Genomic DNA, 11,978 nt, shown 5'->3' on the forward strand with positions numbered 1-11,978 from the left:
AAGAAAAAAGGATAAAAGATTGATTCAGTAAGGATAACTTATGAAATCGATTCGAGACAAGTTTGAGGCCGGTTCGGAACCTGGTTCTGAGATTCGGACGAGGACTTCTGGAAAATCTCGAAGAGACTGATTAAGAGGTTAAAAGAAAGGAAAAAAGATTATGGTAATGTTCGGGATAATGACAGTAGCAGTAGTAGCATTCGCAGTAGTTGCTTGCGCAGGTATGAACCTCGGAATGAACTGCGGCAAATAAGCTACGAAGCTAAGAAAGCATGGAAATCCTCCTTCGGGAGGTAAGAAATAAAGAGAGTTAAGATTTTGTTAGGTAAAACTACAAGATTGTATATTTAAGATAACAAATTTAAGAAAGGAAAAGATTATGTTAGTATTAGGAATGATTATCGCAGTAGTTGTTGCATGTGTAGCTGAAGTTGGTGCTATTAGCAACAAGTTGGCTTAATCGGAGATTAGCCATGCGAAGGGCTCCAAAAGAGCCGAGATTAAAAAATGGCTGGCAGCAATGCACAGCTGAGTAACAGTAGGGAGCCAAAGGGGCTTCCGAAATCAGAGAGGAGAGTAAAAACTCCTTTTCATTTGAAATTCATACTGTCCCCTGAGAGTTTTCGTGATAAATTCTGATTGGGGATTTCATATATAGATTGTTAAAAATTCGTTTTAGGTTTTATAGATTTTCATTTTAGGTTTTTAGGTTTAAGTTTTTAGGTTAATTGTTAGTTGTTTTAAGAAAAAAGCAGTTTTTAATTCATTAAATTACGAAGGCAACAACGAGGGAAGTCGCATGACGACCCAAGTTGTTGCCTTCTTTGTTTCTTATTTATTTGAAAATCAGCGTGGTGAGCCTGTCTTTATCAAACAACTCCTGAGCCACGGCCTGTATCTGTTCGGCAGTAATCTCATCTACCTGCTCGTAGAGTCGGTCTACGTTCTTCTCCCAGCCATAGTGAAGGAAGCTCTTGCCGAAGTCGAGGGCGAAGTTCTCGCGGTTGTCACAAGCCACGCCTATCTGTCCCTTAATCTGCTTCTTGGCGGCCTTTAGCTGCGCCTCGCTCAGCGGTTTCTGCATGAATTTATCCAGCTCCTTGCGAACCAGGCGGAGGCAACGCTTCACGTCGTGCTCATCGCAGCCGAAATAAATGCTCCATACGCCCGTATCGCCATACGCCACCATCGTGCTCTCTACGGTGTAAACCAGTCCGTTGTGCTCGCGCAGGGCGAGGTTCAGCTTGGCGTTCATTCCCGGTCCGCCCAGCATGTTGTTGAGCAGATAGAGCGGCATTCTGCGGCTGTCGTTCACATCGTAGGCGCGGGTTCCAATCATCACATGAGCCTGATGCGTATTCTTCTGCATCACGATTGTCTGCCCCTCGAAGGAGTGTTGAGTGTTGAATTGGGTTTGCGCCTCTGGACTATTGAATTTTTCACTCTTCACTCTTCGTTCTTCACTTAAAAAGCTCTTCTTCAAGAGTCTTACCAGCTTCTTGAAGTCAATGTCTCCGTAAGCGAAGAATATCGCATTATCCGGCCGGTAAAGCTTTCTTGTAAAGCGCAGCGCATCTTCTGTCTTGAACGAGCGAACCTGCTCGGCTGTGCCCAAAATATTGTGGCCCAGCGGCGAACCCTTGAAGATGATATTTTCGAATTCATCATAAATCAGTTCGGCAGGAGAATCGTTGTAACTCTCTATTTCATCGCAGATTACCTCAACCTCCTTGTCGATTTCCGCTTGCGGATAAACCGAATGGAAAACGATGTCGGTGAGCAGATCTACGGCTCTTGCGATGTGCTCCTTGAGGATGGCTGAGTAATAAACTGTGCCTTCCTTGTTGGTGTAGGCGTTCAGGTCGCCTCCCACGCTCTCCAGACAGTTGAGAATGTGCCACGCCTTGCGGCGCTCTGTGCCCTTGAAAGTAACGTGCTCGCAGAAGTGGGCAAGTCCTTCTTCGCCCGGCTCCTCGTTTCGGGTGCCGGCGTTAATCTGGTAACCGCAATACACCACCTTGCTGTCTGAAGGCAGGTGGATGATGCGGAGTCCATTATCGAGTGTATAAGTATTGTATTTCATTTCAAGGTGCAAAGTTACACTGAAAATGTAATTTATCCAAAAAAATAGTCATTTATTTTGCATTATCGCCAAAAAGACTTATCTTTGCCACCAAAAATAAAATATAGACAACAAAAACAATGCGCAAAGTAATAGGAATAGGAGAAACCGTGCTTGACATCATCTTCAAGGGCGGCAAGCCGATAGAGGCAGTACCGGGTGGCTCATCATTCAATGCAGTCATCTCGTTGGGCCGTGCGGGCGTAAATGCTTCGTTTATCAGCGAGGCGGGCAACGACCGCATAGGAGAGTATGTGATTCAGTTTTTGAGAGATAATGGGGTGAATGCTGACAATGTGAGCATCTTCCCGGAATCGAAGTCGCCGCTCTCGCTGGCTTTCCTCGACGAGAACAACAATGCCGACTACATCTTCTACAAGGACCATCCTCACGACCAGCTGGAGTTTGCCACACCGGAAATCAATCCTGGCGACATCGTGCTCTTCGGTTCGTTCTTCGCTCTGAATCCTGTGGTCCGTCCTCAGGTTGCCGGCTTCCTGGAGTATGCGAAGGAGCACGGCGCCATTCTTTATTACGACATCAACTTCCGTGCTTCTCATCAGAACGAAATCATGAAGATTACGCCTAATCTGATAGAGAACCTGGAGATGGCTGATTTCGTACGCGGAAGCCACGAGGACTTCGGAATCCTCTACAAGAAACCGGAGGCGGATAAGGTTTATAATGCCGAAATCAGTTTCTACTGCAAGAAGTTTATCTGCACCCAGGGAGCTGAGCCTGTAGAGGTTCGTGCCGAGAACGGCTTTGCCAAGAGTTATCCTTCGGAGAAGATGAAGCCGGTGAGCACCATCGGAGCCGGCGATAATTTCAACGCAGGCTTCGTGTTCGGATTAATCAAGGATGGAATCACCCGCGAGGACATCGACCGTGGATTGTCTGAGGCGCAATGGGACAGTCTCCTGAAGAGCGCCCAGGAATTCTCTACCGAATGCTGCAAGGACATCTACAATTATGTTTCCAGGGAATTCGGAGAAGCAAAGAAGAAGGAACTATAATTCCGGCAATACGCCCTGAAAGGGCAGAAGCTCCTAGCCCAGGGCAACACCCTGGGTATAAACAACATTTCACCCTGTCGCCCTGTAAGGGCAAAAGCTTTAAATATTATTATAGAACATTGTAAAATAAAGAAAAGATATGACAGAAATTACAAACAAGATTTATTACGTAGGCGTAAACGACCGCAACAAGCATCGTTTCGAGGGCCTTTGGCCTTTGCCTAACGGAGTGAGTTACAACTCTTATATCATTGACGATGAGAAGGTAGCGCTGGTAGATACTGTAGAGGTAGATTTCTTCACCCAGTTCCTCGAGAACATTCACGAGGTGATTGGCGACCGCGAAATCGATTACCTCATCATCAACCACATGGAACCTGACCACAGCGGCTCCATCGCCCTCATCAAGAAATATTACCCTAACATCAAGATCGTGGGCAACAAGAAGACCCTGGGAATGCTCGAAGGCTTCTACGGCGTAACAGATGACGTGGTAGAGGTGAAGAATGGCGAAACCCTTTCATTGGGCAACCACGAGCTGAGCTTTGTTCTCATCCCTATGGTTCACTGGCCAGAGACCATGGTTACCCTGGATGCTAAGAACAAGGTGCTCTTCTCTGGTGATGCGTTCGGTTGCTTCGGTGCGCTGAACGGCGGAATCATCGATACGGAAATCAACTGCGAGACTTTCTGGCTGGAGATGGTTCGCTACTACTCAAACATTGTGGGCAAGTACGGAATCCCTGTTCAGAATGCCTTGAAGAAGTTGGCTGGCGTGGAGTTGGATTACATCTGCTCAACCCATGGTCCGGTTTGGCACGAGCATATTGAGAAGGTTATCGGCATGTATGATAAGATGTCGAAGTACGAGACGGAGCCAGGCCTCGTTATCTGCTACGGCACCATGTACGGCAATACCGAGCGTATGGCTGAAATCATCGCCCGCGCGGCAAGTAAGGCTGGCGTGAAGAACATCGTGATGTACAACATCTCGAAGACTCACCACAGCTACATCCTGCGCGACATCTTCCGCTACAAGGGTCTCATTGTGGGTGCTCCAACCTACAATGCCGGTCTTTATCACGAGATGGAGGTTCTCCTCTCCGAGCTTGCCAATAAGGACGTCAAGAACCACCTCCTTGGCTGGTATGGTTCTCATTGTTGGGCAAGCAAGGCAGTAGCAAAGATTAAGGAGTGGAACGACACCAAGCTCCACTATGAGCCAGTGGGCGAACCTGTAGATATGAAGCAGGCGATTACTCCAGAGGTAAAGGCGCAGTGTGAGGCTCTGGGTAAGGCAATGGCTGAGAAGCTGTTGGCAGAATAAAGTTTAAGGGCGGAAGAACAACTGGGGTTAACAGAGTTAACAGTTAACAGTTGTTTTTCCGCTCTTTCTTTGTTTAAATACCTTAAATATTCCGTGTAAATTACGATAAAACTTGGTGAAGTCGAGTAAAAAGCGTATATTTGCGACAGAAAACCGTGTCTTGACACAAAAAAACGTCATGGAATTATGTATTTTGAACGTAAAGCATACTTGAAAGAACTCATCTCGGCAGAAGGCAATGGGATGATAAAGATTATCACTGGCATTCGCCGTTGTGGTAAATCCTTCCTTCTCTTCAACATCTTCCGCAAGCATTTGCTTGAAAGAGGTGTTGCGGAAGATCATATCATACAGGTAAATCTTGAAGACCGTAGAAACAAGAAACTCCGTGACCCTGATGCTTTGCTGGAGCATATCGATGCTTTGATGAAAGATAAGGATAGGTATTATATTCTCTTGGATGAGGTTCAGATGGTGAAGGAGTTTGAGGATGTGCTCAACTCTTATCTCCATGTAGAGAATGCCGAAGTGTATGTTACTGGTTCCAATGCCCGATTCTTATCGAAGGATGTGATAACTGAGTTTCGTGGTAGAGGTTGGGAAATCCGAATCCATCCGTTGAGTTTTTCTGAATATTATGAAGTGGTAGGAGGAGAGGAGCGTCAAGCCCTGGAAACCTATTATCTTTATGGTGGATTGCCTGCCGTGGCGCAGATAGAAACTCCTGAAGCGAAACAGAATTATCTTCGAGAGATTTACGAGACGGTTTATCTGAAGGATGTTTTGGAGCGTAATCGGCTGAAGAATTCTGATGGAATGCGCGAGTTGGTGCGCCTTCTGGCTTCTACGATTGGTTCCTGTACGAATGTGCAGAGAATTTCTAATACGTTCAAATCTGTTGGAGGAGTGGAAATCGGTACTAAAACTATTGGCAGGTATCTGGAGAACCTGCAGGATTCCTTCATCATCAGCGAGGCTTTGCGCTATGATGTGAAAGGTCGCAAGTACATAGGTGCTGGTACCAAGTATTACTTCGAGGACTTAGGTATTCGAAATGCCGTGCTTGATTTCCGACAGATAGAATACACTCATATTATGGAGAACGTGGTTTATAACGAGCTTCGCAAACAAGGCTATGGTGTGGATGTCGGTGTAGTGGAGAGCTTCAGGCGGGATGAGAATGGCAAGCTGCAGCGTAGGAATCTTGAGATTGATTTCGTGGTGAACCGTCATGATGAACGCCTCTATATCCAGTCAGCTTATGCCTTGCCTGATAAGGAGAAGGAAGATCAAGAGCAGGCTTCTCTTTTGAATGTAAATGATGGCTTTCGCAAACTGATAATCGTAGGGGATAGGTACCGTTCGGGTTATAATGAAGAAGGCATTCTGATGATGAGCCTCTCCGATTTTCTCTTGGGGAAGAGCTAGATTGTCTTGAAGAAAATGTCAAGAGCGGAAGAACAACTGGGGGTTAACAGAGTTAATAGTTGTTTTTCCGCTCTTTCTCTTTAGTTCAATATTTGTGCAAATTAAGCATGTTGAAACATGCTTAATTTGCAAACCTTGTTTTTGCTATTGATATTCAGTAAGTTATAAGCGTAAATTAATATAGGAAATGAGAAAATATGAGCATCTTTCTCCTTAAATACACATTTTTGCCAGCTCTTCCAGGTTATCCGCTACTTCTATCACATCCCGCCAATTGCCACGAATCATGCTTTTCTCTGCCATATCGTCCAAAAGGGCGATGGTGGAGTTCCAGAAGCCTTTCATGTTGTAGAGAATCACCATCTTGTGATGGTAGCCGATGGTGTGGGCAGCAGCGATGGTGAAGATTTCATCCAGGGTGCCGACGCCGCCAGGAAGAGCTACGAAGATGTCGCTCTGGGCAAGCATCAGGTCCTTGCGGTCGCTGAGATTATCACACGGAATCTCGATGTCGAGGTCAGGGAAGGTTCTGCCGCCTCGCTCTACAAGCGTAGGAGCCACACCGATGGTTCTGCCGCCATTCGCCTTCACTGCCTTGCCGATGCAATCCATCAGACCGGAGTTGCAGCCGCCGAAAACCAGGTCGTGGTCGTTCTCTGCCATCCACTTTCCCATCTCTTCAGTCATCGTGAAGAAGTCGGGGTCGATATTCTTATTTGCTGAACAAAAGACAGCTATTTTCATATTGCTTTATCTTCTATTTGATGATGTTTTATCCGTTATTTATAAATGTTTTAGGCAAAGGTACGTAAAAAAATCGAGATTATTGGGCTCTTTTTGCGGATAATTTCTTAATTTTGCAAACAATAACTAATCTTATAAACAGGAAGAAAGATTTCTAACAAAACAAGACAAGAGAATGAAAAGGATTATCGCATATAGTATTATCGCATTGTTGCAGGCGTCTGTGTCGCTTGCACAGACCTCTGTGACGCTTGCACAACCCCCTGTGTCGCTTGCACAGACCTCTCCGAAGCCGAAGCTTCAGAAGCGGGAGAAGTATGAATGGCAGGGAGAGATTCCTACCTATGTAGAAACGCTGAAGAAGGAACTGACCTATCCGATGGCTTGGGGCAACAGTCCTATCAGAAACTTCAAGAAGTGGAAGAAGGCGGCAAGGGCGAAGGTGTTTGAATGTATGATGACGCCTCCGAAGGCGGCTGCAGCTTGGAATATGGAAGTATTGGGCGAGGAACAGAGAGACGGATATAAGGCGCAGAAAATCGCCTTTAATATCAACGCCTATTCCCGTATTACTGCTTATCTCCTGATTCCGGATGGCAAGGGACCATTCCCAACAGTCAATGCGCTTCATGATCATGGCGCTCATCTCTTTATCGGAAAGGAGAAGATGATTCGCCCTTTCTTTACTCCGGAAGAGAAAGATGCTCCAGAGAAGCAGGCGCTCTGTCAGGAGATTCTGGACGATGCAGATGCGTGGGCAAGGCAACTTTACGATAATCAGTACGTGGGCGATTATCTGGCGAAACATGGCTACGTAGTCTTTTCGGCAGATGCTCCGATGTGGGGAGAACGAGGCCGAAAGGAGGGCGTGGATAGAAACAAATACGACCTGATAGCCGGCAACATGATGATGTTGGGTAGAGACCTCTCTGCCTTCATGACTTACGATGATATTTCCAGCACCGAGTTCCTGGCTTCGCTGCCGATGGTGGATGCGAAGCGTATCGGGTGCGTGGGGTGTTCGATGGGAGCCTATCGTTCGTGGATGCTCTCTGCATTATCGGATAGAATCAAGGCGGGTGCTTCCATCTGCTGGATGATTACCACCGATGCGCAGCTTACCCGGAGATTCGGAAGAAAGGAGAATGGCGGTTTTGCGAATTGCATCCCCGGTCTTCGCCAGTATCTCGACTATCCTCACATCGCCTCCCTCGCCTGCCCGAAACCGATGCTCTTCATCAATGGCACAAAAGATAAGCTCTTCCCTGTGCCTGGCGTAAAAGATGCTTTCGCCGAAATGCACAAGGTTTGGAAGAGTCAGGGGACTGATAATCTGCTGGATACGGAGCTTTGGGATATTCCTCATTCCTGCGGTTTGAAGGCACAGGAGAAAATGCTGGAGTTTCTGGACAAGAATTTGAAATAAGAAATAAATAAAGAGCGGAAGAACAGCTGGGGTTAACAGAGTTAACAGTTAACAGCTGATTTTCCGCTCTTTCTTCTATAAATCTGTAAAAGTCTACTACGCTAACCCCTTAAAAAATGGCGTTAGCGTAGTGAACTTTTTGAGTATGCTGAATGCGTCTTTACCACAACTCCTTAGGCGACAGGTCTTTATCCTTTCTGCCCATCAAGTAGTAATCGGCAAGGAACTGGAGGTTTGCCTGCGTAATCTTCAAACCTTCTTCCTTTACATACTGGCTTGTAAAGATGTTTGCGTCAGGAATCAGGTTGTTTTCTATCAGTTTGCAGACAATTTCGTAAGGGAATGGGAGACCATTGCCGCTGATAATGCCAAAGCTGTCGGTCTCTGCACGCTCCTGTACATAGTATGGGTTCTCAGGCGATGCGATGCAATGAGCCAGACCGAAACTGATGTTGATGCCTGTGTATGGACTTCCGCTTAAGATGATGCCCTTCTCGTATTTCTGAGGGAATCGGATGTCCTTTGGCAACTCGAATTCTATCTCCTTGAGGAATTCCTTCAGCGTCTTCACATCTTCCAGGAAGATGAACTTGTCTTCGTATCCCTTCGCCTTGAGCAGATTGTAGTCGTGAATCGCCTTCTCATGATCCACCTTTTCATATTGCTCAGTAGCCTTCTTTCTGAACTCCTCATCCTCCCAGAGCTTGTGGGTAGGCATGTTCCTGCAAATCTTGCAGAGCCATTCGTAAGAAGTGAGCGCCAGAAGATTGTTTCTGCCGACGATGGTCATTTCCATCTGCACAGAATAAGCGAGCGGTTCGGTGAGACCCTGAGGCGAGTTTGCCATCTGCTGGAGGGTAAACTGCAGGCGCTTCTGGTTGCCTACGTTGAAATAGCAACCATAATGGAACCACGCCAGGGTGTCGCGACGGTGAATCTCATCCAACTCCTTGTTCTTCTCGATTTCCTCTTCGGTCGTTTCAGCGTTGCCCTCTATCTCAGGCATTTCGCTGAGATAAGTCAGAAGACGCTCGTTTTCCGGAGCCGTTTCATACTCTCTGTCGAGAATGTTGTAGGCAAGTTTGGCAGCCAGTTCCAGGGTTCCGAAGAGGAAAGGAACGGCTTCCTGTACGAAACTGCTCTGCTGGTAATGGTGCCAGAGCAGGAACTTGACATCAGCGATGTTGATTTCCTCAGGGTCGTAAGCCGGGTCATCTTCGTTGAGCGTACTCTTGATGAATTCGCTTTCTTTCTCATAGAAAGGAATGTAGGTGCCGTAGCGCTGCTTGCATTCTTCCGTGAAAGTCTTCCAGATGCCTGTGCCCGAAATCACATCTTCGAAATAACCGGCAATGCTGAGTGCCAGCTGCTTGGCTTCATCCATATTCTTGAAGTTATGGGTGTAGCACGCCTCGTCAAGAGCGTGGTATATTTCGTTGGCGAGTTCTGTATAATACAGATCTGTTTCGTCTGCTTTTTCGTATGGATGCAAAGCAATCCATTCTTGGGTGAAAATAACTTTTTTCATATATTTCAAGTTTTCTTGGTTATCTGTTTGTTGTAACTTTCATGCAAAGGTAATAAAATATTGCAGAAATCTGCAAGAAACTCACATTTTTTTCGTATCTTTGCACCCGAATTTAGGCAATCTTAATAAATGCGTGGGATTGCCGCAAGCGTTTCGGAAGGATTTTGCACCCTAATTCATGGCTGGGAGGGTGAATTCGGCCTTCCATTTTGATTATAATGAATTAAGGTTAAAAAGATTTGAAGACATTTGAAGAATTGGGCGTGAGCGAGGAGATTCGCCGTGCCATCGAAGAGCTTGGATTTGAGAATCCAATGCCAGTTCAGGAAGAAGTTATCCCATATTTGCTTGGTAATAAGAACGACGTGATTGCGTTGGCGCAGACCGGTACGGGTAAGACTGCATCTTACGGTATTCCGGTTATCCAGAAGACTGATGCCAGCAGCAAGCAGACACAGGCTATCATCCTCAGTCCTACACGTGAGCTCTGTCTCCAGATAGCAGACGATTTGAACAGTTTTGCCAAGTACATCGACGGTTTGCATATTGCCGCTGTTTATGGCGGTACCGACATCGGAAGCCAGATTCGCACCCTGAAGCATGGTGTGCAGATTATCGTGGCTACCCCTGGCCGTCTGCTCGATTTGATTAATCGTGGCGTGGCTCAGTTGGAGAACGTAAACAACGTGGTGCTTGATGAGGCTGACGAGATGCTGAACATGGGCTTCTCAGAGAGCATCAATGCCATCTTCGAGAACGTTCCGGAAGATAGAAACACTCTGCTCTTCTCGGCTACCATGAGCAAGGACATCGAGAAGATTGCCCTCAACTACCTGCACGACCACAAGGAAATCGTAGTGGGTTCGCGCAACGAGGGTGCTGAGCATGTAAACCACATCTACTATCTGGTAAATGCCAAGGACAAGTATCTCGCTCTGAAGCGTGTGGTGGATTTCTATCCACGCATCTTTGCAATTATCTTCTGCCGCACCAAACTGGAGACTCAGGATATTGCAGATAAGCTGATTAAGGATGGTTATAATGCAGAGGCGCTGCACGGCGACTTGAGTCAGCAGCAGCGTGACCTCACCATGCAGAAGTTCCGCAACCATACCGTTCAGTTCCTGGTGGCTACCGATGTGGCTGCCCGTGGTCTGGACGTAGAGGATCTGACTCACGTTATCAACTACGGTTTGCCTGATGATGTGGCAAGCTACACCCACCGAAGCGGCCGTACCGGTCGTGCTGGAAAGAAGGGAACATCTATCTCTATCATCCATACCAGAGAGAAGTTCAAGGTTCGCCAGATTGAGAAGCAGATTGGCAAGGACTTCGTGGACGGCGTATTGCCAACCCCAGAGGAAATCTGCAAGAAGCAGCTCTTCAAGACCATGGACGACATCATGAAGACCGATGTGGATGAGGATCAGATTGAACCATATATGGCAGAAATCAACCGCCAGTTTGAGTACATCGACAAGGAGGACATCATCAAGAAGATGGTGACCATCACCTTCGGTAAGTTCCTCGATTACTATAAGAACGCTCCTGAGATTATCAAGCCAGAAACAGGCAAGGGCTCCCGTGGCGGCGAAGGCCGTGGAAGCCGTGGCGAAGGCCGTGGCAAGGTTTCCAATGGTCGCAGAAAGCATGAGACTGAGGCTGGTTTCAAGAGACTGTTCATCAACCTGGGTAAGGCGGATGGTTTCTATCCGGGCGAAATCATGCAGTATCTGAACAAGCACGTGAAGGGTCGTCAGGAGGTTGGTCACATCGACCTGCTGAGTAAGTTTGCTTACATCGAGGTGCCTGAGGAGGATGCTAAGCGCGTGATGAAGGCTTTGAACGGTACTGAGTATAAGGGCAGAACCGTGAGATGTAACGATGCTGATGAGGAAGGTCATGGCAGAGCAGCCCGTGGCGGACGCAGTTCTGAGGGCAGAGGCGGTCGTTCTTCAGAAAGAGGCGGACGCAGCCGCAGAGGTTCTTCTGATGATACAAGAGACTCTCGTGATGCTCGTGGAAAGGGAGGACGTGGAAGCCGTGGTGAATCTCGTGGCGGCAGAAAGTCTCGTCCTCAGGAGGATACAGGCGATTGGCGCCAATTCTTCCAGAACAACGACAACGTGAAGTTCAAGGGTGAGGAGCCAAACTTCGAGGAAGAAGGTTGGGCTCGTCGCAGACCTAAGAAGAAGTAATTTTAGACGACGATATATAATAAGGTGAAAACCTGCATCAAAGGGATGTTTTGATGCAATATCCATATTTTGCGGTAAAAATACAGCAATTTCTTTGGTAAATTGCGGTGTTTTTACCGCAATTTTTGTATATTTGCAGCCGTAAACATCAAATTTATTGTATCTTTATACGCAATTTTAACCCTAAAA

8 protein-coding genes are annotated in these 11,978 nt (G+C 46.9%); 5 read left to right on the forward strand and 3 right to left on the reverse strand.

Going from position 1 to position 11,978, the window contains the following annotated elements:
* Nucleotides 1–835: 835 nt before the first annotated feature.
* Complete coding sequence (locus KSW37_RS00005) at nucleotides 836–2,083, reverse strand: M16 family metallopeptidase (protein WP_217312932.1); 1,248 nt, start codon at nucleotides 2,081–2,083, stop codon at nucleotides 836–838.
* A 119-nt stretch (nucleotides 2,084–2,202) separates the two neighbouring features.
* Here KSW37_RS00005 and KSW37_RS00010 point away from each other — a divergent pair, with 119 nt between their 5' ends.
* The 3 genes from KSW37_RS00010 to KSW37_RS00020 all read left to right on the forward strand — a co-directional run bounded on the left by KSW37_RS00010 (nucleotide 2,203) and on the right by KSW37_RS00020 (nucleotide 5,893).
* Nucleotides 2,203–3,138, forward strand: a complete 936-nt coding sequence (locus tag KSW37_RS00010; RefSeq protein WP_217312933.1) for a carbohydrate kinase family protein — start codon at nucleotides 2,203–2,205, stop codon at nucleotides 3,136–3,138.
* 139 nt (nucleotides 3,139–3,277) lie between these two features.
* Entirely contained in the window at nucleotides 3,278–4,465 is a 1,188-nt protein-coding gene (locus KSW37_RS00015; RefSeq protein WP_217312934.1) for an FprA family A-type flavoprotein, read from the forward strand.
* Nucleotides 4,466–4,651: 186 nt separating this feature from the next.
* Nucleotides 4,652–5,893, forward strand: coding sequence for an ATP-binding protein (locus KSW37_RS00020; protein WP_217312935.1), 1,242 nt, complete (start codon nucleotides 4,652–4,654; stop codon nucleotides 5,891–5,893).
* A gap of 213 nt (nucleotides 5,894–6,106) precedes the next feature.
* On the opposite strand, the gene KSW37_RS00025 is transcribed toward KSW37_RS00020, so the two are convergent.
* Entirely contained in the window at nucleotides 6,107–6,637 is a 531-nt protein-coding gene (locus KSW37_RS00025) for a TIGR00730 family Rossman fold protein (RefSeq protein ID WP_217312936.1), read from the reverse strand.
* Nucleotides 6,638–6,812: 175 nt separating this feature from the next.
* Here KSW37_RS00025 and KSW37_RS00030 point away from each other — a divergent pair, with 175 nt between their 5' ends.
* A complete protein-coding gene (locus tag KSW37_RS00030; protein WP_217312937.1) occupies nucleotides 6,813–8,063 on the forward strand; it encodes an alpha/beta hydrolase family protein in 1,251 nt (416 codons plus the stop codon).
* A gap of 160 nt (nucleotides 8,064–8,223) precedes the next feature.
* On the opposite strand, the gene KSW37_RS00035 is transcribed toward KSW37_RS00030, so the two are convergent.
* On the reverse strand, nucleotides 8,224–9,591 hold the full coding sequence (locus tag KSW37_RS00035; protein WP_217312938.1) for a DUF3843 family protein: 1,368 nt from the start codon (nucleotides 9,589–9,591) through the stop codon (nucleotides 8,224–8,226).
* A gap of 239 nt (nucleotides 9,592–9,830) precedes the next feature.
* Between KSW37_RS00035 and KSW37_RS00040 the strand changes: the two genes are divergently transcribed.
* Nucleotides 9,831–11,789 carry a DEAD/DEAH box helicase gene (locus KSW37_RS00040; protein WP_217312939.1) on the forward strand — a complete coding sequence of 653 codons (1,959 nt, stop codon included), beginning with the start codon at nucleotides 9,831–9,833 and terminating at the stop codon, nucleotides 11,787–11,789.
* Nucleotides 11,790–11,978: the final 189 nt, after the last annotated feature.

It is taken from the genome of Segatella copri, from assembly GCF_019127135.1.
Lineage (GTDB): Bacteria > Bacteroidota > Bacteroidia > Bacteroidales > Bacteroidaceae > Prevotella.

Excerpts from the sequence above, each read along its gene's own strand:
- KSW37_RS00010 (WP_217312933.1), top strand. The coding sequence starts at position 2,203 with ATGCGCAAAGTAATAGGAATAGGAGAAACCGTGCTTGACATCATCTTC.
- KSW37_RS00035 (WP_217312938.1), bottom strand. The coding sequence starts at position 9,591 with ATGAAAAAAGTTATTTTCACCCAAGAATGGATTGCTTTGCATCCATAC.
- KSW37_RS00025 (WP_217312936.1), bottom strand. The coding sequence starts at position 6,637 with ATGAAAATAGCTGTCTTTTGTTCAGCAAATAAGAATATCGACCCCGAC.
- KSW37_RS00030 (WP_217312937.1), top strand. The coding sequence starts at position 6,813 with ATGAAAAGGATTATCGCATATAGTATTATCGCATTGTTGCAGGCGTCT.
- KSW37_RS00015 (WP_217312934.1), top strand. The coding sequence starts at position 3,278 with ATGACAGAAATTACAAACAAGATTTATTACGTAGGCGTAAACGACCGC.
- KSW37_RS00020 (WP_217312935.1), top strand. The coding sequence starts at position 4,652 with ATGTATTTTGAACGTAAAGCATACTTGAAAGAACTCATCTCGGCAGAA.
- KSW37_RS00005 (WP_217312932.1), bottom strand. The coding sequence starts at position 2,083 with ATGAAATACAATACTTATACACTCGATAATGGACTCCGCATCATCCAC.